This is a genomic window from Constantimarinum furrinae (genome assembly GCF_014295415.1).
Classification (GTDB): Bacteria; Bacteroidota; Bacteroidia; order Flavobacteriales; family Flavobacteriaceae; genus Constantimarinum; species Constantimarinum furrinae.
Genome location: NZ_CP052909.1, coordinates 719717 through 744067, shown reverse-complemented (window position 1 = coordinate 744067; position 24351 = coordinate 719717). Strand labels below are relative to the sequence as shown.

Genomic DNA, 24351 nt, shown 5'->3' with positions numbered 1-24351 from the left:
GATCCCGGATTCTGTTTAAGAGTCCGGGATTTTTATTTAAAGGTAATTTATTCTTCTTAGTTTGGATGTTTTCGGCTTTGGAATCGATGTATCCCAAACTTTTAAAAGCCGTTTTATGGCGTGGCAAATAGCTACTTTTAGTTAAAGATACTTAAATTTGAACCATGGATGATTTTCCGAAAAACCTTCAGATAAAACTGGATTCCAGAACCAAAGATTACTCCATGCGTCGGTTGGGTACTTCAACTCAATTAATTGATTTTTCTTCGAATGATTATCTGGGTTTTAGTACTTCGGAAGAAATATATAGCAGGGCATTACAAATCCTAAAAGAAAACGCCTTGCAATATAATGGTGCAAGCGGCTCGCGTTTATTAACCGGAAATCATAAGGTATTCACAATGGCTGAAAATTACCTCGCGAACGTTAACAATGCTGACGCTGCACTTATCTTTAATAGTGGTTTTGATGCCAACCTCGGTCTCTTAAGCAGTGTGCCTCAACGCGGAGATCTTATTCTGTATGACGAATTCTGTCATGCATCCATTAGAGACGGCATACGGATGAGCAATGCAAAGGCCTTAAAGTTTGAGCACAACAACCTGGAGCATTTGACAACAATAGCCGAAAGGGAGAGGGCGAGTCATAATGAAATCTATGTAGTGACCGAATCGGTTTTTTCTATGGATGGGGATACTCCGCACTTAAAAGCAATGACGGCGCTTTGCACCCGGTTCAAGCTACGGTTGATCGTTGATGAAGCCCATGCACTGGGCGTTGTGGGAACGGGAAAGGGACTTATTTACGAACAAGGTCTGGAGAAGCACATTTTTGCTCGGGTCTTTACTTTTGGGAAGGCACTGGGTTGTCATGGTGCCGCAATACTTGGAAGTCATACCCTTATCGAATATCTCGTTAATTTCTCCCGTAGTTTTATTTATACAACAGCACTGCCTCCACATGCGGTTGCAAGCATTCTGGCGGCATATGAACAGCTTTCCTCTGCTGAGGGAATTAAACGAGTGAAAGCACTAAAAAACAATATAGAAATGTTTCGATCATCGGTTGGGAACAATCAACTGAGTGAACGTTTTTTGACCTCCGATTCTGCCATACATTCATGTATTATTCCAACAAACGAAGTTGTTAAGGCGGTTTCTGAAAAACTAAAAACAAAGGGTTATGATGTTAGGCCTATTCTATCCCCAACGGTTCCCATGGGGCAGGAGCGTTTGCGAATTTGTGTCCATAGTTATAATACCGAGGCACAGATTAACAGCTTGTGCAATATTTTAAAGGATGAATTAAATGAGATCGCTCTTTAACGTCGATCATTCAAGCTTTCCGTAACTTTATTCCATGAAAAACAACACCTATTTTATTACCGGAATTTCTACTGAAGTTGGAAAAACCATAGTTTCGGCAATGGTAACTGAGGCCTTGATGGCAGACTACTGGAAACCCGTCCAGGCCGGGGAACTTGAGAATCCCGACAGCGGGAAAGTGAAGGATCTAATCTCAAATTCCAAATCTGAATTCCATAAAAGTGCCTTCGAACTCACCAGCCCTATGAGTCCGCATGCTGCGGCCCAAGTGGATGGGGTTTCAATATCCCTGAAATCGATACACAGACCGAGTACGACAAATCACTTAGTAATTGAGGGTGCCGGAGGATTGTTGGTGCCTATAAATGACAAGGAAACTATGGTAGATCTCATTCAACCCGATGATAAGGTGATCCTGGTTTCGCGACATTATTTGGGAAGTATTAACCACACCTTACTCTCCATTGAACTGTTAAAGCAACGCAATCTGGAGGTCTTCGGAATTATTTTTAGCGGTAGTGAACATAAAAGTACCGAATCTGTCATCGCTAAAATGACTGGCGTTCCTATACTTGGAAGAATTGATGAAGAACCCTATTTTGACAAGAATGTGGTAGCTGAATATGCTGAAATTTTAACTCCGGTACTCATATAAGTTGAATCGTTTAAAGCTGATGAATACAGTGATGTTTGCTACCTTTACCATAAAATTGAATGATGTCGCTTCAGAACCGGGATAAAAAACACATCTGGCATCCGTTAACCCAGCACAAGACCAGTGAAGGAGCTCTAGCGATCGTTGCGGCCAAAGGGGTTTATTTGTACGATGAAAAAGGGAACGGATATATAGATGCCATCGCTTCCTGGTATACGGCCATGTACGGCCATTGTAATGAAAAGATCACTTCGGCAGTTGCTGCCCAGATGCTTCGTTTGGATCATGTTGTTTTTACGGGTTTTACCCACGAACCGGCAATTGATCTTTCTGAAAAACTTATTTCAATTCTACCTGAGAACCAGCAAAAGATCTTTTTTAACGACAACGGTTCGACAGCCGTAGAAGTAGGAATAAAAATGGCGCTGCAGTACCACCACAACAAGGGGTTTAAAAAGAATACGCTAGTAGCCTTTGAGGAAGGTTTTCATGGAGACACCTTTGGGGCGATGAGCGTTTCGGGACTATCGGTTTATAACGGGCCATTTGAAGAATTTTTTCTGAAGGTAGAGCGCATTCCCGTTCCTAACGGAGCTAATGAAAATGAGATCCTCAGTAGACTCGAAATCATTTTTTCTGAAAATGACTGTGCTGCCTTCGTCTACGAACCTTTGGTACAAGGTGCTGCAGGTATGAAAATGCATTCGAGGGAGGGACTTGAGAAAATACTGAAGCTGTGTAAAAGGAATAATGTTCTTTGTATTGCCGATGAGGTGATGACCGGATTCGGAAAAACCGGGAAACATTTTGCTTCCAATCATCTTAACACCCAACCCGATATCATTTGTCTTAGTAAAGCCCTTACTGCCGGGATGATGCCGATGGGAATTACGAGTTGTACACAGGATATATTTGATGCTTTTCTCGATGATGCTATTGGGAAGGGCTTTTTTCATGCCCATACCTATAGTGCAAATCCGTTAGCATGCGCCGCGGCAATTGCCGGGATAGACCTGTTGTGCTCTAAGGAGATTCAGCTCGCTATAGAACGTATAGAAGCACAACATAAGCAATTTTTAATACGGATTATAGACCATCCAAAAGTCAGTGCAGTTCGGCAATTGGGAGTTATTCTTGCTTTAGACCTTAAAACGGAAATGGAGCGATATGGTGATCTTAGGAATCGATTATACGATCACTTTATGACCGACGGAATTTATCTTAGACCTCTCGGGAATACCATATATATCCTCCCGCCATATTGTATTACGAATTCTGAATTGAAGAAGATCTATGACAGTATTTTAAAGGCCCTGAAGATCTTTTAATCGTTATCTAACAAGTTGACGGTTTCGTTTGAATCTGAAAGATGGACTTCCATAAATTGATAGCTCCAAACATCGTTTTGTTCGTTTCCAATTACCTTCAATACTCCTGTTCCATCCGGGCCTTTTATGGGTACGGTCACGTCCAAAGAGGTAGTTCCATTTGAAGTGTGTATGTTTCCTGTGGTCATTCCGCTAATTTCTATGGGCTCCCCTAATGCTGAAATTATTATTTCGTTTTGTTGCACGCGGGACATGGCTTCCTTCACTCCGTCACTTTCCTGAATTATGCTGGTAACTCCCCAAAATAAGCCGCCTACGATGGCAATAATACCGATCAATAGCATGATCCCACATCCGGTGGGGACCGCCCATTTCCAGTTTCGACCAAACCATCCCTTGTGCTGCTGATTTTCTTCCATTTTAAATTATTTTAAGGGGAGTTAAAAGTTAATTACCTTTATTTTTGCAGCAAATTACTAAAAAAGCAAGTGTCTTGATCAGTATTTTATCCATTGCATCCATTTCGGCATTAGGAGTTTCTTCGGAAGAGATATGGAGATCCTATAACGCAAGAACTCCCCTTTTTACCGAAATGAGAGACAACGACGGATCTTTTTCAGAAAAACCGAGATGGGTTTCTAAGCTTACTTTTGATGGAGAATCTGCTTTACAGCAACTTCAGAAGGAAAATACTGGATATAAAAAACTGGATCGCACCGTTTTACTCGCTATAGCTGCCGCGAAAAGTTCTTTTTTGCCTGAAGCTTTTTCAGAAAAACGAGTGGGTGTTAACATCGGGTCTTCGAGAGGTGCTACTGCATTATTTGAACAGTACCACAATCAGTACAGATTGGAAGGCAAGGTTTCTGCTTATGCTTCCCCGACTTCCACATTAGGGAACATATCCTCATGGGTGGGCCAGGAATTGGGAATTAGAGGCGTTGAGATTGAACATTCGGTGACCTGTTCTACAGCCATGCACGCCATGTTAAACGGGATAGCCTGGCTTGAAGCAAGGATGGCCGATGTCTTTTTGGTAGGTGGAAGCGAAGCGGCACTAACACCCTTTACTTTTGCGCAGATGGATGCGTTAAAATTGTACTCCAGGAAAAGTAATGCGATAGCTTGTGAGTCCATGAAATTTGATAAGAAACGTAATTCTATGGTTTTAGGAGAGGGGGCGGCAGTTGCGGTTTTAGCAAAAGGACAGCATGCTAAAGCCATTGGAGTGATCGCCGGCTATGGATTTGCTTCAGAAAAGCTGGAACACGGGAGTTCCATTTCAGAAAATGCAGCATGTTTACAGAAGTCAATGAAAATGGCACTCGAGAATGCAGGCATGGACACTGTAGACGGTATTGTGATGCATGCTCCGGGAACGGTAAAGGGCGATATGGCAGAGCTAAATGCTATTGATACTGTATTTAACAGAAAGCGCCCGTTACTCACTTCAAACAAATGGCTCATTGGGCATACTTTTGGTGCCAGTGGGATGATGAGTGTGGAAATGGCGGTCTTGATGCTTCAGCGTAACAGGTGGATAGAAAATCCTTTTTACAACAGCATAGGACAACAGAAAAAGCTTCGATCGATCATGGTAAACGCAGTTGGTTTTGGTGGAAATGCTGTTAGTATAATTGTTTCCAAACCTTGAGAATTCGTATTTATTTTAATTATTTTTGAAGTCTGCACAGGGATTTACGGCCCATAATTAAACAAGATCAACTATGAAGGTTATAAAACACGACTGGACCAGAGAAGAGATACTGGAAATTTACAATAAACCCTTAATGGAGTTACTTTACGAAGCAGCAACAATACACAGAGAGTTCCACGATCCCAATCAAGTGCAGGTATCTACGCTCTTGTCTATCAAAACGGGTGGCTGTCCGGAGGATTGCGGGTATTGTCCGCAAGCGGCTCGTTACCACACGAATATTGAAGGAAATGATCTTATGAGTGTGCAGCAGGTTAAGGCACAGGCTTTACGGGCGAAAGCTTCCGGAAGTTCCAGAGTATGTATGGGTGCGGCATGGAGAAATGTTAAGGATGGAGAAGAATTCGATCAGGTTTTGGAAATGGTACGTACCATTAACAAACTGGATATGGAAGTGTGTTGTACTTTGGGAATGATCACCGAGAATCAGGCAAAACGTCTGGCAGAGGCAGGATTATATGCCTACAACCACAATTTGGATACCAGTGAGGATTACTATAAGGATGTGATCTCCACACGTGCGTTTAAAGACCGTTTGGACACCATTGAAAATGTGAGAAAGACCAATGTTACGGTTTGTAGCGGAGGAATTATAGGCATGGGTGAAAAGCTGGAAGACCGTGCAGGGATGCTGGTCGCATTAGCATCATTAAATCCTCAACCCGAATCGGTTCCCATAAATGCCTTGGTGGCCGTAGAGGGTACCCCTATGGAAGAAATAGAGCCGGTCTCTATTTGGGAAATGATAAGAATGGTTGCCACTACGCGAATCATAATGCCGCAAACACAAGTTCGACTGTCGGCGGGACGCACCGGGATGAGCCGTGAGGGACAAGCCATGTGTTTCTTTGCAGGGGCAAATTCTATTTTTGCAGGAGATAAATTGTTGACCACGCCAAATCCCGATGTAAATGAGGATATGGAAATGTTTAAAACATTGGGGCTACAGCCAATGGCGCCCTTTGTGAAAAAGGCACAACCTGAAACAGTTGAGGCAGCTCATTCTGTATTACAACCTATGGGAGAAAAGCCAAAATGGACCCGTCCGGGACATACTATAGAGCGTAACGAAGAAGCCAAGCAAAAAGCAAAGGCGGCTCAATAAATTTTCGATCTTATTAAATAAATTTCAATCCTGTTCGTTTTAAAGCAAACAAAAGTTAATTCTATGAAAAATTTAGTCTTAGTGCTACTGTTGGCAGTAGCTGTAGTTTCCTGTAATAAGGATGACGATAATGGAAACGCCAATTGTGCCGATCCCAATGGTTTGGTCATCGATCTATTAGGGAGTACCAATGTAAAGATAAGCTGGGGTACCGGTGGAGAAACTGCCTGGCAGATCGAATACGGGCCAACAGGTTTTGAACTGGGAACAGGAACTGTGATCCAGACCTCACAAATTAGTTATCTAATAAACGGACTGGAACCCGGAACCGGTTACGAAGTCTATTTGCGTTCCAACTGCGGATCGGATGGATTTAGTGACTATATCTCTATAAGTTTTGTGACCTTAACCGGGAATCCGAATTGTAACGCACCATCAGACCTTAGTTTAGGACTAATTACTTCGAGTACTGTAGAATTTAGTTGGTTAGAAAATAACGAAACGGCCTGGCAGATCGAATACGGAATTTCCGGATTTACCATAGGTACGGGAACCGTAGTTGAGACCTCTCAGAATGTTTATACTATAACCGGATTATCACCCTCTACCACTTATGAGATCTACGTACGTGCCAATTGTGGCTCGGACGGATTCAGTGAATATTCGGATGCCCTAGTGGTTACGACCACTCCATAAGGCATTGACATATATTGTTGCACGGGCCGGTCTAAAGACCGGCCTTTTTGTGTTTATAGAATCCTCGATGCTAAGTGAATGTTATATGCGTGAAGATTTGTATTTTTATGCGATCGAAACCATTTATGCAATTACAGGAAATAGACAGAGTTGAAACGATCACCCCCGGTGACTTTCGCAAAAAATATTTGAAACCTCAAAAGCCCGTTGTTATTGAACGTCTTATTGAGGATTGGCCTGCGTATGTAAAATGGGATCTAGACTATATGGCTCACATAGCAGGAGAAAAGGAAGTCCCCTTATACGACGACCGACCCGTAGATTATAAGGATGGTTTTAATGAGCCTCATGCGAAGATGAAAATGGCAGACTATATAGAGCTGCTAAAACGCGAACCTACCAAATACCGTATCTTCCTGTGGAATATTTTAAAGGAAATACCACAATTACAAAAGGATTTTACGTATCCTGATTTTGGTATAAAGCTTATGAAAGGATTGCCTATGTTGTTCTTTGGCGGGACAGACAGCTATACGTTTATGCATTACGATATTGATCTGGCGAACATCTTTCATTTTCACTTTCACGGAAAAAAGGAGGTGATATTATTCGATCAGGACCAAAATGACTTTCTGTATAAAGTTCCGCATTCACTTATTACCCGAGAGGATATCAATTTTGCCGATCCGGACTACGATAAGTGGCCGGCATTGAAAAAAGTGAAGGGTTTTAAAACCCATCTGGAGCATGGAAATGTATTGTATATGCCTGAAGGATATTGGCATTATATGCGCTATATCACTCCGGGGTTTTCTATGAGCTTACGGGCAATTGCGCGTAATCCGAAGAATCTTGGAAAAGCGCTTTACAACATTTTTATTATGCGCCATTTTGATAATATGATGAGGCGCATAAAAGGACAGGACTGGATTGATGCCAAGAATGAAAAGGCTATTAGGCGTACTCACAGAAAGCTGAAGATGGAGGGGATTGGTAGTTCGTAGTAGGCAGTTGGCAGAGAACAGTTTGCAGTGGGCAGTTTGAGATTTACTTAGATTTATTTACCCGATGAGTTCTTTGATCTTTTCATACACCAGATGGCTCTCCCAACCGCGATAGAGCAGGTAATCGGCTAATTTTTTTCTTTTTTTCTGAAGGTCTTTTTCTGAAGTAAGACTTGCAAAGCGTTTTTCGGCCAAGCTGTGAAAGGTGTTGAAGTATTCCGGATCGGTAATCTCTTTTAGTGCCAGTTTGATGTTGTATTGCGAAATATTCCTGAATTTGAGCTCCTGAATGATGCGTTTTTTCCCCCATTTCTTTGTTCTGAATTTTCCTCTGGCAAAAGCCTGTGAAAAGCGGGATTCGTTTAAGAAATCATGTTGTAAAAGATGATGGATAACTATATCGATAGCTTCCGGGATCATTCGCATATCCCGTAATTTTTGATTTACCTCCTTATGACACCGTTCCTGATAAACGCAATAGCGTTCCATACGGCGTTTGGCTTCTTCAACGGTATATGTAGTATGAGTGGACACTATGCGAAGATAAAAATTCCGCATATGAGGAAGGAAGTGGATTGGTGTTTTCTTAAGAATATTTCTGCAGCCGGTTTCAGATTTTAACTTGAAGGTTCTTTAAACACTGCGTTAGGGATTGAAGGAAGCTACCTCGTCTTCGCTCGCTTTGGCGGGCAAGCGTGTAGCCCGGAAAGCCCGACAGGGAAGTAAACGAAGTTTTACTTCACTGGAACGCCCTAAAAAAGGACATAAAAAAACCCTCCATAACGTTACGCCAAGGAGGGTAATTCTTATTTTATCTCTTCTCCGTTTTTATCGAGGAAGTGATATTCAAGATACGTGTAAGCGTCTCTAGGTTGAATTTTAACCCATTTTTTGTGCTCCATGAACCACTTGGTTCGCACAGATGGAAATCCTTTTGTTAAAAAGGCTGCTATAAAAGGATGCGTATTTAACGTAATCTTTTTATAGTCTTTTTTGAAGAGTCTTTTAAGCTCTTCGGTAATTCGTTGTACAACGATGATAGGCGCTTCAATCTCGCCGTCGACACCAATGTTGGGGTCTTCTTCGCGAGTTTTAATATTCATTTCAGGCCTTACGCGTTGTCGGGTAATTTGAATCAACCCGAATTTACTGGGGGGTAGGATCTTGTGTTTTGCTCTGTCGTCCTTCATCTCTTCACGAAGGTGATTATAGAGTTTTTTGCGGTTTCCGGCATGACTCATGTCGATAAAATCGACAACGATTATGCCTCCCATATCCCGTAAACGTAATTGTCTTGCTACTTCGCTCGCGGCAATTAAATTGACCTCGAGGGCGGTATCTTCCTGGTTTTTCGATTTGTTACTACGGTTACCGCTGTTCACGTCAATGACGTGCATGGCTTCCGTATGTTCGATCACCAGATAGGCTCCTTTACTGCCAGATACTGTTTTTCCGAAGGAAGTTTTAATCTGTCTTTCGATCCCGAATTTTTCAAAAATGGGAACTTTAGAATCATATAACTTAACAATATTCTCTTTATTAGGTGCGATTTCCTGCACATAATCTTTTATTTGTAAGTACAAAGCTTCGTCGTCTATATGGATGTTTGTAAAATTGTCATTAAAAACATCTCTGATCATCGATGATCCTCTGTTTAACTCACTCAACACCTTTGAAGGATGGTGTGCTCCTTGTAGCTTTTTGCACATCGCTGTCCAGCGATCCACGAGATTTTGTAAATCTCTATCCAGTTCTGCTACTTTTTTGCCCTCTGCTACAGTGCGTATGATCACTCCAAATCCTTTAGGTCTTATGCTTGTAATTAAGCGTTTTAACCTGTCCTTTTCTTCTTTGGATTCTATTTTTTGAGAGATAGAAATCCGGTCCGAAAACGGCACCAGAACAATATATCGTCCGGCTATTGACAGCTCTGAACTTATTCTAGGACCTTTGGTGGAAATGGGTTCTTTTACTATTTGTACCAGAATAGATTGATTGGATTTAAGGGCGTCGTTAATGCCTCCGTTTTTATCAATCTCTTTTTCAAATGGGAAATCTTTTAGAGAATAGTCTCTAAGTTTACCTGTGCTTACACGTTTAATGAACTTCAATAAGGAAGCAACTTTAGGTCCCAGGTCGTGATAATGCAAAAATGCATCTTTCTCGTAACCCACATTTACAAATGCGGCATTGAGGCCCGGAACTGTTTTTCTGATCTTGGCAAGATAAATATCTCCTACCGCGAACTTGTTGTTTTCTTCCTCCTTATTTAATTCAATAAGTTTTCCATCTTTTAAAAGGGCAAAATCAACTTCTTGTGAACTGGATCTGATAATTAATTCGTAGTTCACGATTCATTAATTTTTATCCGTTCCGTTTCCATTTACTAATTGGATAGTACAGAACAGATGGATTAAACAATAATTTATCACAGGTTTTAGTATTAAACCCGTCGAAATTACACTACTTCACATCGTAGAGTGTGCAATTTCATTTTCAAAGAACGTTTTACTTTTGGTATCAAATGAAAAAAGTAGTGATAAACTACTTTTTCTTGTGACGGTTAGCGCGTCTTCTTTTTTTGCGCTTGTGCGTTGCTACCTTATGTCTTTTTCTTTTTTTACCACTAGGCATATTTTAATTTTTTAAAGTACCCCGCCCTAAGACGGGGACATGTTATTATTTCTTTACTTCAACATTGGTTTTTACACCTTCGACAAATATTTTTGCCGGCTTAAATGCGGGGATGTTGTGTGCGGGAATCTTGATCGTTGTATTCTTGGAAATGTTTCTTCCGGTTTTTTCGGCTCTCGTTTTAATGATAAAACTACCAAATCCTCTAAGATAAACATTGTCTCCACCTTCCAGTGAATTTTTTACCTCATCCATAAAGGTTTCAACAGTTGCCTGAACATCACCTTTTTCCATTCCTAGTTTTTCTGAGATTTTCGCTACGATATCTGCTTTCGTCATTTCTTTAACTCCTTTTAATTTAATTATACTAATTTAGGTTTTCAATTTTTTTTCAAGACGGCAAATATACGGATTTTAAAATCAAATATTCAAACGGTAACGCATTAAAATATAATTAGATAACCACTATTTTAGCGATATGCCAAAAAAGCTCCCTTTATTTACTAAAAAACTCATAATCTGGTATTTACACAATAAACGTGATCTGCCATGGCGGGGGAAGAATGATCCGTACTTTATTTGGTTATCGGAGATCATACTGCAGCAAACACGTGTGGCACAGGGACTTCCGTATTATTTAAAATTTACCAAGGCATTTCCTACAATTAAAGACCTTGCAATGGCTACTGAAGCAGAGGTTTTAAAATTATGGCAGGGGTTGGGGTATTATTCCCGAGCGAGAAATCTTCATCATACAGCAAAATACATCCATAGCGAACTTAACGGGAGGTTTCCTCCGGATTTTAAGGGGTTACTGAAGCTAAAGGGGGTGGGTGATTATACTGCCAGCGCTATTGCATCCATCTGCTATAATGAGCCTACCGCCGTAGTCGATGGCAATGTTTACAGAGTATTGTCACGGGTGTTGGGAATTGATCTGCCCATAAACAGCAGTTCCGGAATAAGGGTGTTTAAAGAACTGGCTCAGCTTTATCTCGATCCTGAACAACCCGGAACTTACAATCAGGCCATTATGGAATTTGGTGCGCGTTACTGCGTGCCTAAAAATCCGGAATGCGGTACCTGTATATTTAAGGAGGAATGTGTCGCCTTCAATACGAATTCTGTTTCTGAATTGCCGGTGAAGCTAAAAAAAGCTGCTGTGCGAAAGCGCCATTTTAATTATCTGGTGATTCTTTCCGAAGACGATAAAACCATTTTAAATCAGCGTACTAAAAAAGGAATATGGCAACAACTCTACGAATTTCCTCTTATAGAAACTTCCGAAGAATTAGCTATTGAATCCCTACTTTCGCATCGGGATTTTCAATCCTTCTCCAAAAAATTCGAAATTGCCTCTGTAACGCTGTACAATGAGCAGCCGGTGGTTCATAAATTATCTCACCAGCATTTAATCACAAAATTCTGGATCGTCGAAACCAATACGATAGCGTGCGATGGCACCCCCATTAGCTCTATAAAAGAGTATGCCGTGCCTGTACTGATAGAAAATTTTATTTCCGACTTCCCCGCTATTTAAAAACTGAAAAAATACCTATATTTAAAACACAAAAAGTACCTTTGTATACTATTTAAAATTTAATTGAGATGAGTGGAACACTTAATAAGGTAATGCTAATTGGGCATACGGGTGATGAGGTTAAAATGCACTATTTTGAAGGTGGTGGCAGTATAGGAAGATTTCCCCTCGCAACGAATGAAAGTTATACCAACCGAACTACCGGTGAACGGGTAAATAACACGGAGTGGCACAATATCGTGGTTCGGAATAAGGCTGCCGAGATTTGTGAAAAATATTTGAACAAAGGCGATAAGGTGTATATAGAAGGGCGTTTAAAAACCCGTAAGTGGCAGGATGATCAGGGTCAGGATCGATACAGTACTGAAATTCATTGTACCGACTTTACTTTTTTAACTCCGAAGAACGAAAGTTCGCCCGGTGCTCCTCAAAACAATGCTGCGAATGAGCAGCCTGTTTCTCAGCCTTCCAAGTCACAAACCGATGAGTCTATAGGTGGTGACGATGATGATCTTCCGTTTTAAAGTCTAACCAAACGCCTGATTTTGGATACAGAACCTCCAAGTTTACTCTTAATAGCGTTACTTACTTTCCCGCAGATCACCAGTCTGGTTATGTTGGTAGTCTTATTGATCTGTTCTGCAATGATCTCCGGTGCCGAAGTTGCATTTTTTTCCTTGACTACTTCAGACTTCGAAGGCACTGAAGAAAAGAATCCGCCTAAGAAACTGCAGATCGTTAGGAAACTTCTTTCAAAACCCAAAAAATTATTGGCGACCATCCTCATCGCCAACAACGCCATAAATATTGCCATCGTACTGCTGTTCGACTCTTTAACCGATGTGTTTTTTGACGATATCAATTCGGTATTCTACGGAATAAATCTTCGGTTTGTCGTAGAAGTTGGATTGGTGACTTTTTTAATACTACTCTTTGGAGAGATCCTGCCAAAGGTTTATGCCAGCAGGAACAAGCTCACATTTTCGTCTTTTATGGCCTATCCCTTAAACGTGTTGGATACTTTGCTTACGCCATTGAGTATGCCTATGCGCTCTGCAACCATCTATCTGCAAGATAAATTCGGGAAACAAAAATCCAACATTAGTGTAGATCAGTTATCACAGGCTCTGGCCTTAACTAATGAAGCCGATACCACCCATGAAGAGCAGAAGATACTTCAGGGGATCGTTACCTTCGGTAATATGGACACCAAACAGGTGATGAAACCGCGAATGGAGATCTTTGCGCTTAACGAGGATATGAATTATAAGGAGATCATGCCCGAGATCATTGCGAGGGGATATTCTCGAATTCCGGTTTACGAAGATAGTATCGATAACATTACCGGTATATTGTATGTAAAAGATTTGATGCCTTACATCGATAGAAAAACACTGGACTGGACTTCGTTGAAACGCGAGGCTTACTTTGTGCCGGAGAACAAGAAGCTGGACGATCTTCTCAACGAATTCAAGGAGATGAAAATGCACCTCGCTATAGTGGTGGACGAATACGGAGGCACCAGTGGATTAATTTCTCTGGAAGATATTATAGAAGAGATCGTAGGCGAAATAAGTGATGAATTTGACGATGAAGATCTGGTGTTCTCAAAACTGGATGACAGCAACTTTGTGTTTGAAGGTAAGACCCCGCTAAAGGATTTTTATAAGGTGATCAAACTGGAGGACCCTCAGCTTTTTGAGGATGAAAAAGGAGAATCTGAAACACTGGCCGGTTTTCTTTTGGAGATCTCCAAAGGATTCCCGAAAAAGGATGAGATAATATCCTTTCATCACTATGCGTTTACTATTGAAGCATTCGACAACAAACGGATCAAACAAATTAAACTGTCTATCACAAGCTAATATGCGCTATTTACTGTTACTGTTTTCTTTATTCTTTGTTTTAGGTTGTAAGGATGAAGTGGTGGTTAAACCGGCGGCGAAACTCCGCCTGGAATATCCTAAAGCGATCTACGATACGGTCATTTCCGATTGCCCGTTTTCATTCGAGAAAAACAATATGGCAACGCTGCTTCATAAGAAGAACTGCGCTATTAATTTACATTACCCTCAAATGCAGGCTACCGTTTACCTTACCTATCAGCCCATACAAAACAGCAATCTCGACTCCTTATTATTCGATGCGCAAAAGCTTACCTACGACCATAATATAAAGGCCGACGCTATTTTCGAGCAACCCAGGGTTGACAGTATAAACAAAGTCTTCGGAATGTTTTATATGATAGACGGTAATGCCGCGACTCAGTCACAATTCTATGTTACCGACAGTCTTCGTCACTTTATGACGGGGTCGGTGTATTTTGAAACCAAACCCAATTTCGATTCTCTCTATCCGGCGGTTATTTATCTTCGGAACGATATGCGGCGTATCATGGAAACCATTAACTGGAAGTAGACCCGCCGTTAATTGAATACTTTTTAGTATTCAGTCACTGAAAGATATTCCTATGATTTTATCATAAATATCTATGGAAGCTGAAGCGAAGGATTCAGTTATTTTACCCATTTTTGTGCCTTAAGAACTTCCTATGACCAACAATCAGTTAAAGTGGCTCTACCTGTTTATTTTATCACTTATCTGGGGAAGTTCGTTTATACTCATTAAAAAGGGATTGGTGGGTCTCACCGACTATCAGGTGGGCTCTTTTCGGATCGTACTGACCTCTGTATTTTTATTTTCGGTGGGGTTTAAAACTCTCAAACAAATTAGGAAGGAGCAATGGAAGTGGGTTGCGATTTCGGGCTTTGTAAGCTCATTTTTCCCGCCTTTTCTGTTCGCGATGGCGCAGAACCATATCGATAGTGCCATAGCTTCGGTATTAAATTCGCTAACTCCTTTGGCAACCGTGATCATAGGAGTTCTAGTTTTTAGAATTTTAAGTACGAGGCGTCAGATATTCGGGGTGGTGATCGGGTTGGTTGGAACGGTAATTCTGATTTTGGTAGGTGCCGACTTTAACCCTAATCAGAATTATTGGTACAGCGTACTTATTATCATAGCAACTCTGGGATATGCACTTAACGTCAACATCATTAAAAAATATCTCAATGATATAAGTGCCCTTGCCGTAACCACGGGGAATTTTCTGTTTATCTGTATTCCATCCTTCGTAATTTTGTATTACAGTGGATTTTTTGGGAGCATCCTCGAATCTGAAGCCATGCAGCGCTCAGCAATCTTTGTTGCCATCCTATCTTTATTCGGGACCGCCATCGCCAAGGTCATTTTCAATAAACTGGTACAGATATCCAGTCCCGTATTTGCGTCCTCGGTTACTTACACTATGCCTGTTATTGCCGTAATATGGGGATTGATAGACGGTGAAGCCTTTAGTTTTATGCAGATTTTTGCGGCTTCTGTGATCTTATTAGGGGTTTATATGGCCAATAAACGGAATCGTACATAGTTAATAATCTGTAAATTTTAAGGACTTCTTGTTTTTTTTTCCGAATTTTAAGTAGTGAAATCATATAACTATGGAAAAAGTATATTTAAAATACGGAATTGGAATAGCCATTGCTTTGATCGCATACTTTTTATTGACGAAAGTTCTGGGGTTGCATCAGTACCCGGTTTTAAGTGCTGCGAACGCTGTGATCTTTGGCGCCGGGATTCTGCTGGCGATGAAGACATATAAAGCAAATAAATCCAATTTTAAATATGAAAAAGGATTTCAACTGGGGCTATTTACAGGAGGTATTGCAACTATACTGTTCGCAATATTCATGTCGGTTTATATCTTTATGATAGACACTCAGTTCGCCCATGCTATCCTGGATTCATGGGGGCTAAATTTTAATAAAGGAGCACTTATCGTTATAGTTTCTCTTGTGATGATGGGCTTTTCAACCACACTAGTGCTCACCCTGGCATTTATGCAGCTTTTAAAAGAATCCTGGAATACCCCTGAGGGTAAGCGAAATACCATGTCTAAATAAGCGCAAAAACACTTTGTGAATTCCGTTTTTAAAATTATATTTGCACCCGCCTTCGCGAACCGTGTTCGCTTTGGAGGGTAAAACCCCTTGAGGGAAGTATAAATTTAATTAATAAACGTTACGCTATGTACGCAATTGTAGAGATAGCAGGGCAGCAATTTAAAGTTGCAAAAGACCAGAAAGTCTTTGTACACCGTTTAGCTACTGAGGAAGGCAAAAAAGTCGATTTCGACAAGATCCTTCTTATTGGTGATGGTGACAAAGTAACTGTTGGCGCCCCGGCTATAGACGGAGCTCTTGTAGGAGCTAAAGTCTTAAGACACCTAAAAGGTGACAAGGTTATTGTTTTCAAAAAGAAAAGAAGAAAAGGGTATCAGGTGAAGAATGGTCACCGTCAATCTCTTTCTGAAATCGTGATCGAAAGCATTGCCGCTTCAGGAGCTAAGAAGAAATCGGCCGACGCGAAAGCCAAGGACGACAAAAAACCTGCCGAAGCAAAGCCAAAAGCAGCAGCTAAGACTGAGACTAAAGCAGCAGCCCCTAAGGCTAAAGCTGAAGCAAAAAAGCCTGCAGCTAAGAAAACTGAAACCAAAGCTAAAGCATCTAAGGCCGACGATTTGAAAAAGATCGAAGGAGTTGGACCTAAAGCAATGGAAGCATTGGTAAATGCGGGAATTGATACTTTTGCGAAAGTAGCAAAGACTAAATCTGAAAAGCTTAGCGAGGTATTAACCGAAGCAAGTTCAAGATTGGCACATTTAGTAACCGACACTTGGCCGGAGCAGGCAAAATTAGCTGCCGACGGTAAATGGGATGAGTTACAAGCTTTACAAGACAAATTAGACGGCGGGATCAAAAAATAATCCGGCTTAGGTATAACTTATAAAACCGAAAGAAAATGGCTCACAAAAAAGGAGTAGGTAGTTCTAAGAACGGTCGCGAATCGGAATCGAAACGCTTAGGTGTTAAGATCTTTGGTGGACAAGCAGCCGTTGCCGGAAATATCATCGTAAGACAAAGAGGTACACAACATCACCCGGGTGAAAATGTATATGCCGGAAAGGATTATACGTTGCACGCTAAAGTGGATGGTACTGTAAAATTCACTAAGAAAAAAGATAACAAATCATACGTTTCTATCGTTACTAACGGAGAAGCTTAAGACGGGTTATTCTTTAAGATATAGGCCCTTTTCACTATTGTGGAAAGGGTTTTTTATTTGGAGGCACCCAGAAATTCGGACCGGGATGGTGGATGTTTTAAGAGGGTCCATCTGGGATCTTCGGGATAATGGGTGTAGATAAAATGCTCGGGGCGCGTTAAGTACCAGTAAGTGTTGATACCTGAATTCAACTTCTGACTCACAGCCCAATTCACATCCAGCAGCTGCCATTTTCCGTTTAGTTTAACGGCATTCCAGGAGTGATCCACTTTTGGGTCTTTAGCCACTTTCCCACTGTATTTTTTACTGTAACCGTGGATTACTTCGGAAGAAATCCCCACGCGTTCACATAATTCCTTAAACAGAAAAGCATAACCTCCACAAAGCGCCTTTTTTCGCTGCAATACATTTTTAATAACGTTTTCTTCCGAACGATAGATCTCCTGTTGGAGGGATCGGCTGTTTTGCAATTCGTGATCGTATGAAATATTTGTTGCGATCCAGTAGAAAATCGCCTGAACCTTCTCAGCATCCGATTTGCTGTTTTTTGTAATGGCACGTGCCAGAGCTCCGGTGGTGGTCTTTTCTGAAATGACTTGTTTCCTGCTCGTATTAGCTCGTGAAGTCTGAGCCATAGCCGAAAAGCCGATGAAGACCATTAAAAGGAAAATACTTAGTTTTTTCAACGTCAAATGCATTAGTATAACAGCATAACGAAAATTTATTCAAATTAGTGAGCGTAAACCTGTTAAAGTTGTTTTGCAATAGCGATTGCAGCGGCATCCTCTGTAGTGCCGATAAAGTAGCGCGAAGCTCGCTTTACGATTACTACTGAGATACAGCGGAAAGCGCGGTACTACGAAGGTTTACCGTAGTAGTAATTGCCCTAAAAAACAAGACCCTCACATCGCTGCGAGGGTCGTTTCGTATTAGAACAATAATTAGATTAATATCTGTAGTATTCCGGCTTGTACGGTCCTTCAACATTTACGCCAATATAATCGGCTTGTTCCTTGCGCAGTTCGGTAAGCTCTACACCAATTTTCTCAAGGTGTAACTTGGCTACTTTCTCATCAAGATGTTTTGGTAGCATATATACTTTGTTTTCGTATTTATCACTGTTCTTCCACAACTCGATCTGTGCCAGAGTTTGGTTGGTAAATGAATTACTCATCACAAAACTCGGGTGTCCCGTAGCACATCCTAAATTCACCAATCGTCCTTCGGCCAATAGAATGATGTCGTTGCCATCGATGGTGTACTTATCCACCTGAGGTTTGATCTCAACTTTGGTATCGCCATAGTTCTTGTTTAACCAGGATACGGCGATCTCATTATCAAAATGTCCGATATTACACACTATGGTCTTGTCTTTCATTGCCTTAAAATGCGCTCCGGTTACGATATCCTTATTTCCGGTAGTGGTGATCACAATATCTGCCTTGTCCAGTACGGTTTCCAGTTTTTTCACTTCAAAACCGTCCATGGCAGCCTGTAGCGCACAAATAGGATCGATCTCGGTAACCGTTACAATAGAACCGGCACCTTTAAAAGAAGCCGCTGTACCTTTACCAACATCCCCGTATCCGCACACAACAACGCGTTTTCCGGCAAGCATTACATCGGTAGCACGTCGAATGGCATCTACAGCACTCTCGCGGCATCCGTATTTATTATCGAATTTAGATTTGGTAACACTGTCGTTCACATTTATAGCGGGCATTACCAGTGTTCCGTTGTTCATTCTTTCGTATAAACGGTGAACTCCCGTGGTGGTTTCTTCACTCAATCCTTTAATTCCGCTTGCAAGCTCGGGATATTTGTCGAATACCATATTGGTAAGATCACCTCCGTCGTCCAGGATCATATTAAGCGGTTTTCGCTCTTCACCAAAGAACAAGGTTTGTTCGATACACCAGTTAAATTCTTCTTCGGTCATTCCTTTCCAGGCATACACCGGAGTTCCGGTAGCGGCAATAGCTGCAGCCGCCTGATCCTGAGTAGAGAAGATATTACATGAGCTCCAGGTTACTTCTGCACCCAAGGCCTGAAGTGTTTCGATCAATACAGCCGTTTGAATGGTCATGTGTAGGCACCCTGCAATTCTCGCACCTTTTAAGGGTTGTTCGTTCTTATATTCCTCACGAAGCGACATTAATCCGGGCATCTCTGCTTCGGCCAGTTCAATTTCTTTACGCCCCCAATCGGCAAGGGAAATATCTTTTACTTTATACGCTGTGTAAGGCACTGTTTTAGTAGACATATTATTATATTTGTTTTAAACCCGTGTTATCGGGCATCTGTTTATAAAAGTCCGAATTTTTTTTCGGGTTTTCAGACTGCAAAAGTACGTAATATCCGCAACATTTTATGCCACTTTACAAAACTATAACAGTTAACGATTCGACTAAAGTCCTCATTTGGAAGATAGAAGAGTCTTTCGAATCGCTTAGCAAAGGAATTGACCTTACCTCAAACTGCGCGAGACGGGTGGAAGGGATGAAAAGTGATCTGCATCGCCGCGGATTTATGAGTGTACGCCATTTATTGGCAGCAGCGGGATATACAGATCATGACTTGTATTACGACGACAACGGAAAACCGCATTTAACCGATGATAAACATATTTCGATCACCCACTCTTTTATTTTTTCGGCAATTATTATTAGTCCGACAGAAGTTGGGATCGATATAGAAAAACAACGCCCTAAGATCTTAAGGATCGCGCATAAGTTCACGCCTATAGAAGAGTATCGCACGCTGGCCAACGATGACGCCATCATGCGGAAGCTCACCATAGTGTGGTGTGCCAAAGAATCATTGTACAAGAGTTTTGCGGAAAAGGGGGTTAGCTTTTTACAGCATATCTATGTTGAAGATTTCGCGCTGGATGAGACGACAACGACTTCTACCGTGAATTATGAAGACAAATCGGAGACCTATAATGTGTGGTTTCTTGAATTTGACGGGTTTACCTGTGCCTATGCCTTAATTTCTGAAGCAAATTAGATGAAGAGTCACACAGTGAAAAAAACCATATTAAGCAGGCTAAACGTAATAAAAAACGGTCTTGCGATCCTTATCGATCCCGATAAATTTGATATCGAAAATACTGCCACTTTTCTTCGGAAACTTCCTTCTCATACTGCTATGCTCTTTGTAGGTGGAAGTACCGTTCCCTATGGAATGACAAAGGATCTTATTGATAAGCTGAAGCTTTTTACCGCAAAGCCTATTGTATTGTTTCCCGGTGATGTATCACAGATCGTCCCTAATGCAGACGGGTTGTTGTTCTTGTCGCTGGTTTCTGGAAGAAACCCCGAATACCTTATAGGGCAGCAGATCAAAGCGGTTCAACATTTAAAACAAACCGAGTTGGAAGTGATCCCAACCGCGTATTTATTGATAGACGGCGGGAATATTTCGGCTGTGGAAGGGGTCACCGGGACATCACCTATGTCTCAGAATGATATAACAGGCATAGTGGATACAGCGACTGCCTCAGAGTATTTGGGAATGAAACTGGTATATCTGGAAGCAGGAAGCGGGGCGTTGAATCCTGTACGGTCCGAGATCATCGCGGCAGTAAAAGAGGCAATTAGCATACCGTTATTGGTTGGGGGCGGGATTAGAACCGAAGCACAAAAGCAGGCCGCTTATGATGCGGGTGCCGATCTGGTGGTGATGGGAACTGCTTTTGAATATCCCTCTGCTTTACAGGACAGGAAAATTGTAAAATAACGACTTGTTCATTTTTTAATGAGAGGTTAGTAGGGATGTTTTTACACGATAAATTGAGGATTAAACAACGAATAGAAAAAAATAATTAATAATTGTAATGAATATTTCAGTAGAGTTAACACTTACGCCGCTGCAGGACGATTACGAACCTGCTATCATCAACTTCATAACGTCACTTCGCTCTTCGGGGCTTACCGTTTTGGAAAATCCGTTGAGCACTCAGGTGTACGGAGACTACGATCGCGTTATGACCTTGCTCCAAAAGGAGATGAAGGTTGCTTTGGAGGCTGTGGAACGAGGTCTGCTTTATATAAAGATTGTAAAATCTGATCGCAGCGAGTATGAGCCCCATTTTTGATTTTCTGTTTGGCCAGTATTCTGAATACGATACCATCGATATCGTTCTTGAGATCGTGGCAGTATTTTTCGGACTACTTTCTGTGGTGTTTTCGATGATGAACCGGGTTTGGGTCTTTCCTACCGGGATGATAAGCACCGCAATCTTTGTCTATCTCCTGTTAAAATGGACGCTGCTGGGGGATATGATGATCAACGGATACTATTTTATAATGAGTATTTACGGCTGGTATATCTGGACTCGAAAAGTGGATCCGGTTCATTTTACGCCCATAAGCGTAACCACAAAAAAAGAGCAATTACATTCTGTCTATATATTTATTGCTACGCTGGCGTTCGTTTTTATAATTTACAAGGCTTTCGATAAATGGGAAAGCTGGACGGCCTGGGTGGATACCTTAACAACGGCTATCTTTTTTGTAGGCATGTGGCTTATGGCGAAGCGAAAAATAGAGAACTGGATCTATTGGATCGTTGGAGATCTCATTTCGGTGCCGCTCTATTTTTATAAAGGATTTACCTTTACCAGTCTTCAATACCTTATTTTTACGGTGATTGCCATATTTGGTTATTACGCATGGAAAAAACACTTAAACAACAAGCTTCAAACTGTATAAAGATCGTTCTGTTTGGCCCCGAATCTACCGGAAAGACGACCCTGGCTAAAGCTTTATCTGAACATTTTCATACCCTATGGGTACCGGAATATATGCGGGAGTACCTTCAGAAAAAATGGAATGAGGAGAAAAAGACATGCACAAAAGAAGATCTTTTGCCTATTGCCAGGGGTCAGATGCTAGCCGAAAATAAAGCGGCTCTTCAGGAAAAGAAACTCCTTTTCTGCGATACTAATTTGTTGGAACTCAAGGTATATTCTGAATATTATTACAACGGTTTCTGTCCCCCGGAAATAAAAAAATACGCCCTGGAGAACAGCTATCATCTTTATTTCCTGACGTTTACAGACACGCCATGGGAGGCAGATGATTTAAGGGACAGACCCAATGACAGGTCGGCACTATTTTGTACTTTTGAAAATGAATTAAAGCGATACCGACTTCCGTATCATATTTTAAAGGGAAGCCTGCATAATCGACTTAATGAAGCAATTCAACTAACCGAAAAATTGTTACAGGGCTAATGCTAACGGAAAAAGATGTAAAGCAAATAGAGGCGCATGGGCTTACTTTACAATTAGTTTATAAACAGCTGGAAACCTTTTCTCTGGGAATCCCTCCTACAGAAGTCGTAACAGCGGCTTCGGTTGGAAACGGTATAGAGCATATTCCGCAAGAGATTCAGGAGAAATTGGTGGAACTATACGAAAAGAAAAAGGAGGAATTGGATATCGTACGGTTTATTCCTGCTTCCGGAGCGGCGACGCGAATGTTTAAGTTTCTGCACGAATTTCTGCAGGACTACGACCCCGAGATCGAAACCCTGAATAAATACCTTAAAAGAACCGATAACAAAGAATTAGCTACTTTTTTCAGCTCCCTTAAGGACTTTGCCTTTGTAAAAGAAGTTCGGAAAAAGATAAGAGAGATTTACCCCGATTTCAAGCACTATAAAAAGGGAAAACGCTGCTACTATTTTGTGAAAACCATGATGGAGGAAAACGGACTCAACTTTGCCAACCTTCCTAAGGGCTTGATCCCCTTCCATAAATACACAAAATATTACACCACAGCTTTTGAAGAACAATTATATGAGTCTGCCTTTTATGCGACTGCAAAAGATGATGTATATCTGCATTTTACTTTTTCTGAAAAACATGTTCCGTTCTTTGAGCGTGAATTTAATGCGATTAAAAAAAGAGTAAGTAAGAAGACGCGTAAAAAATTTCATATATCATATTCCTTTCAGAAGAAAGATACCGACACCATAGCAGTAACCGAAGAAATTAAGCCATTTAGAAATGAGCATGACCAACTTATTTTTCGCCCCTCCGGACATGGTGCGCTATTGGACAACCTCAATGATGTAAATGCCGATATAGTTTTTTTAAAGAACATAGACAATGTGGTGGCAGCCGAATATGTAGAAGACATCGCATTTTACAAGAAGTTACTGGCAGGAAAGATCCTTTGGATCCAGAAAAAGCTCTTTAATTATATCGAATTCCTGAAAAATGACGATCAAAACCCTGAAACTATAAAGGAAATTAAGTCTTTTATGTGGAATGCACTCAGTATAAAGGAGATTCCCGAAGATATTCCTAAAATGATCAAAATACTAGACAGACCACTAAGGGTCTGCGGAGTGGTTAAAAATACTGGTGCTCCGGGAGGTGGTCCATTTTGGGTAAGGGATGAAGATGGCACGGTCTCACTTCAGATCGTAGAACTCTCTCAGATCGATACCGATGATAAACACCAGAATGCGATCGTAAAGGATGCAACACATTTTAATCCGGTCGACATCGTATGCGCACTTAGAAATCATAAAGGAGAAAAATTCGATCTTGAACTATACTGTGACCCGAAAACCGGATTTATCTCTACCAAATCACAAAACGGAAAGACTGTCCTGGCTTTGGAGCGTCCCGGACTTTGGAATGGTGCTATGGCATACTGGAATACTGCCTTTGTGGAAATTCCTTTGCAGACGTTCAATCCTGTTAAAACCGTAAACGACCTGTTGCAGAAAGAGCACAGACCGAACGCCTAATGGATACTCACACGGTCATAAATGAATTACAATTTAAGGGAATTAGAAGCAGTGGTCCGGGAGGGCAGCACGTAAATAAAACAGCGTCTAAAGTTGAGGTGAGTTTTAATGTGATGGCTTCGGAAGGGCTTTCGGCAATAGAAAAGGAGCGACTCTCAGAAAAACTTACAAATCGAATTACTTCCGAAGGACTGCTTGTGCTACAATGTGGAGAGACTCGCAGTCAGCACCGAAACAAAGCCATTGTGCTTGAACGCTTACTCGAACTACTGAAACAAAATCTTAAAAAACCAAAGCCCAGAAATAAGACGAAACCCTCCAAAAGAGCCGTGGAACGACGTCTTAAAGCTAAACGTGAAAAAGCTTTAAAAAAGTCGAACAGAAAGCCTCCTAAAATTGATTGATTCTATATCTTTGCATTGTCTCAAAGGGGTGCTTGTATACTATAAACAGGC

General features: G+C 41.3%; 28 protein-coding genes. 22 read left to right on the top strand and 6 right to left on the bottom strand.

What is annotated here, in order from left to right; genetic code table 11:
• Positions 1–164 precede the first annotated feature (164 nt).
• The 3 genes from ALE3EI_RS03540 (at position 165) to bioA (ending at position 3308) form a co-directional block, all read left to right on the top strand.
• On the top strand, positions 165–1325 hold the full coding sequence (locus ALE3EI_RS03540; RefSeq protein WP_186990902.1) for an aminotransferase class I/II-fold pyridoxal phosphate-dependent enzyme: 1161 nt from the start codon (positions 165–167) through the stop codon (positions 1323–1325).
• A gap of 34 nt (positions 1326–1359) precedes the next feature.
• Positions 1360–1980 carry a dethiobiotin synthase gene (gene bioD / locus ALE3EI_RS03535; RefSeq protein WP_186990900.1) on the top strand — a complete coding sequence of 207 codons (621 nt, stop codon included), beginning with the start codon at positions 1360–1362 and terminating at the stop codon, positions 1978–1980.
• 62 nt (positions 1981–2042) lie between these two features.
• Positions 2043–3308, top strand: a complete 1266-nt coding sequence (bioA, locus tag ALE3EI_RS03530) for an adenosylmethionine--8-amino-7-oxononanoate transaminase (RefSeq protein ID WP_186992281.1) — start codon at positions 2043–2045, stop codon at positions 3306–3308.
• Here bioA and ALE3EI_RS03525 read toward each other — a convergent pair.
• Positions 3305–3727 (bottom strand): cytochrome c oxidase assembly factor Coa1 family protein, encoded by a 423-nt coding sequence (locus ALE3EI_RS03525; RefSeq protein WP_186990898.1) that lies wholly within the window; start codon positions 3725–3727, stop codon positions 3305–3307. The genes bioA and ALE3EI_RS03525 overlap by 4 nt on opposite strands.
• A 74-nt stretch (positions 3728–3801) precedes the next feature.
• On the opposite strand from ALE3EI_RS03525, the gene ALE3EI_RS03520 reads away from it, so the two are divergent.
• The 4 genes from ALE3EI_RS03520 (at position 3802) to ALE3EI_RS03505 (ending at position 7830) form a co-directional block, all read left to right on the top strand.
• On the top strand, positions 3802–4962 hold the full coding sequence (locus ALE3EI_RS03520; protein WP_233279990.1) for a beta-ketoacyl synthase N-terminal-like domain-containing protein: 1161 nt from the start codon (positions 3802–3804) through the stop codon (positions 4960–4962).
• 73 nt (positions 4963–5035) lie between these two features.
• Positions 5036–6130 carry a biotin synthase BioB gene (bioB, locus tag ALE3EI_RS03515; RefSeq protein WP_186990896.1) on the top strand — a complete coding sequence of 365 codons (1095 nt, stop codon included), beginning with the start codon at positions 5036–5038 and terminating at the stop codon, positions 6128–6130.
• Between the two features lie 63 nt (positions 6131–6193).
• On the top strand, positions 6194–6826 hold the full coding sequence (locus ALE3EI_RS03510) for a fibronectin type III domain-containing protein (protein WP_186990894.1): 633 nt from the start codon (positions 6194–6196) through the stop codon (positions 6824–6826).
• Positions 6827–6951: 125 nt separating this feature from the next.
• The gene (locus tag ALE3EI_RS03505) at positions 6952–7830 is read left to right on the top strand and encodes a cupin-like domain-containing protein (protein ID WP_186992277.1); all 879 of its coding nucleotides are present in this window, start codon (positions 6952–6954) and stop codon (positions 7828–7830) included.
• 57 nt (positions 7831–7887) lie between these two features.
• Here the strand turns inward: ALE3EI_RS03505 and ALE3EI_RS03500 are convergent, their stop codons facing one another.
• From ALE3EI_RS03500 to ALE3EI_RS03490, 3 genes are all read right to left on the bottom strand, one after another.
• The gene (locus tag ALE3EI_RS03500) at positions 7888–8388 is read right to left on the bottom strand and encodes a regulatory protein RecX (RefSeq protein ID WP_186990892.1); all 501 of its coding nucleotides are present in this window, start codon (positions 8386–8388) and stop codon (positions 7888–7890) included.
• A gap of 248 nt (positions 8389–8636) precedes the next feature.
• On the bottom strand, positions 8637–10181 hold the full coding sequence (locus tag ALE3EI_RS03495) for an Rne/Rng family ribonuclease (protein ID WP_186990890.1): 1545 nt from the start codon (positions 10179–10181) through the stop codon (positions 8637–8639).
• Positions 10182–10509: 328 nt separating this feature from the next.
• Positions 10510–10803 (bottom strand): HU family DNA-binding protein, encoded by a 294-nt coding sequence (locus tag ALE3EI_RS03490; RefSeq protein WP_186990888.1) that lies wholly within the window; start codon positions 10801–10803, stop codon positions 10510–10512.
• 139 nt (positions 10804–10942) lie between these two features.
• On the opposite strand from ALE3EI_RS03490, the gene mutY reads away from it, so the two are divergent.
• From mutY to rpmA, 8 genes are all read left to right on the top strand, one after another.
• Positions 10943–12004 carry an A/G-specific adenine glycosylase gene (mutY, locus tag ALE3EI_RS03485; protein WP_186990886.1) on the top strand — a complete coding sequence of 354 codons (1062 nt, stop codon included), beginning with the start codon at positions 10943–10945 and terminating at the stop codon, positions 12002–12004.
• A gap of 68 nt (positions 12005–12072) precedes the next feature.
• Positions 12073–12528 (top strand): single-stranded DNA-binding protein, encoded by a 456-nt coding sequence (locus tag ALE3EI_RS03480; protein ID WP_186990884.1) that lies wholly within the window; start codon positions 12073–12075, stop codon positions 12526–12528.
• 21 nt (positions 12529–12549) lie between these two features.
• Complete coding sequence (locus ALE3EI_RS03475) at positions 12550–13869, top strand: gliding motility-associated protein GldE (RefSeq protein WP_186990882.1); 1320 nt, start codon at positions 12550–12552, stop codon at positions 13867–13869.
• Between the two features lies 1 nt (position 13870).
• Entirely contained in the window at positions 13871–14422 is a 552-nt protein-coding gene (gene gldD, locus ALE3EI_RS03470; RefSeq protein WP_186990880.1) for a gliding motility lipoprotein GldD, read from the top strand.
• A 133-nt stretch (positions 14423–14555) separates the two neighbouring features.
• A complete protein-coding gene (locus ALE3EI_RS03465; RefSeq protein WP_186990878.1) occupies positions 14556–15434 on the top strand; it encodes a DMT family transporter in 879 nt (292 codons plus the stop codon).
• 70 nt (positions 15435–15504) lie between these two features.
• A complete protein-coding gene (locus ALE3EI_RS03460; protein ID WP_186990876.1) occupies positions 15505–15966 on the top strand; it encodes a DUF4199 domain-containing protein in 462 nt (153 codons plus the stop codon).
• Between the two features lie 125 nt (positions 15967–16091).
• The gene (gene rplU / locus ALE3EI_RS03455; protein WP_186990874.1) at positions 16092–16829 is read left to right on the top strand and encodes a 50S ribosomal protein L21; all 738 of its coding nucleotides are present in this window, start codon (positions 16092–16094) and stop codon (positions 16827–16829) included.
• Between the two features lie 35 nt (positions 16830–16864).
• Entirely contained in the window at positions 16865–17128 is a 264-nt protein-coding gene (rpmA, locus tag ALE3EI_RS03450; protein ID WP_186990872.1) for a 50S ribosomal protein L27, read from the top strand.
• A 53-nt stretch (positions 17129–17181) separates the two neighbouring features.
• On the opposite strand, the gene ALE3EI_RS03445 is transcribed toward rpmA, so the two are convergent.
• Both ALE3EI_RS03445 and ahcY read right to left on the bottom strand, forming a co-directional pair.
• On the bottom strand, positions 17182–17814 hold the full coding sequence (locus tag ALE3EI_RS03445; RefSeq protein ID WP_186990870.1) for a transglutaminase domain-containing protein: 633 nt from the start codon (positions 17812–17814) through the stop codon (positions 17182–17184).
• Positions 17815–18074: 260 nt separating this feature from the next.
• A complete protein-coding gene (gene ahcY, locus ALE3EI_RS03440) occupies positions 18075–19391 on the bottom strand; it encodes an adenosylhomocysteinase (RefSeq protein ID WP_186990869.1) in 1317 nt (438 codons plus the stop codon).
• Positions 19392–19498: 107 nt separating this feature from the next.
• On the opposite strand from ahcY, the gene ALE3EI_RS03435 reads away from it, so the two are divergent.
• The 7 genes from ALE3EI_RS03435 (at position 19499) to arfB (ending at position 24300) form a co-directional block, all read left to right on the top strand.
• Complete coding sequence (locus ALE3EI_RS03435) at positions 19499–20137, top strand: 4'-phosphopantetheinyl transferase family protein (protein ID WP_186990867.1); 639 nt, start codon at positions 19499–19501, stop codon at positions 20135–20137.
• On the top strand, positions 20138–20869 hold the full coding sequence (locus tag ALE3EI_RS03430) for a geranylgeranylglyceryl/heptaprenylglyceryl phosphate synthase (RefSeq protein ID WP_186990865.1): 732 nt from the start codon (positions 20138–20140) through the stop codon (positions 20867–20869).
• 97 nt (positions 20870–20966) lie between these two features.
• Positions 20967–21227 (top strand): thiamine-binding protein, encoded by a 261-nt coding sequence (locus tag ALE3EI_RS03425; RefSeq protein ID WP_186990863.1) that lies wholly within the window; start codon positions 20967–20969, stop codon positions 21225–21227.
• Positions 21211–21843, top strand: coding sequence for a nicotinamide riboside transporter PnuC (gene pnuC / locus ALE3EI_RS03420; protein ID WP_186990861.1), 633 nt, complete (start codon positions 21211–21213; stop codon positions 21841–21843). Before ALE3EI_RS03425 ends, pnuC begins: the two co-directional genes overlap by 17 nt.
• Positions 21804–22367, top strand: a complete 564-nt coding sequence (locus ALE3EI_RS03415) for an AAA family ATPase (protein WP_186990859.1) — start codon at positions 21804–21806, stop codon at positions 22365–22367. Before pnuC ends, ALE3EI_RS03415 begins: the two co-directional genes overlap by 40 nt.
• Entirely contained in the window at positions 22367–23896 is a 1530-nt protein-coding gene (locus ALE3EI_RS03410) for a DUF4301 family protein (RefSeq protein WP_186990857.1), read from the top strand. The genes ALE3EI_RS03415 and ALE3EI_RS03410 overlap by 1 nt, the downstream gene beginning before the upstream one ends.
• On the top strand, positions 23896–24300 hold the full coding sequence (gene arfB, locus ALE3EI_RS03405) for an alternative ribosome rescue aminoacyl-tRNA hydrolase ArfB (RefSeq protein ID WP_186990855.1): 405 nt from the start codon (positions 23896–23898) through the stop codon (positions 24298–24300). The genes ALE3EI_RS03410 and arfB overlap by 1 nt, the downstream gene beginning before the upstream one ends.
• The last annotated feature ends 51 nt before the right edge of the window (positions 24301–24351 follow it).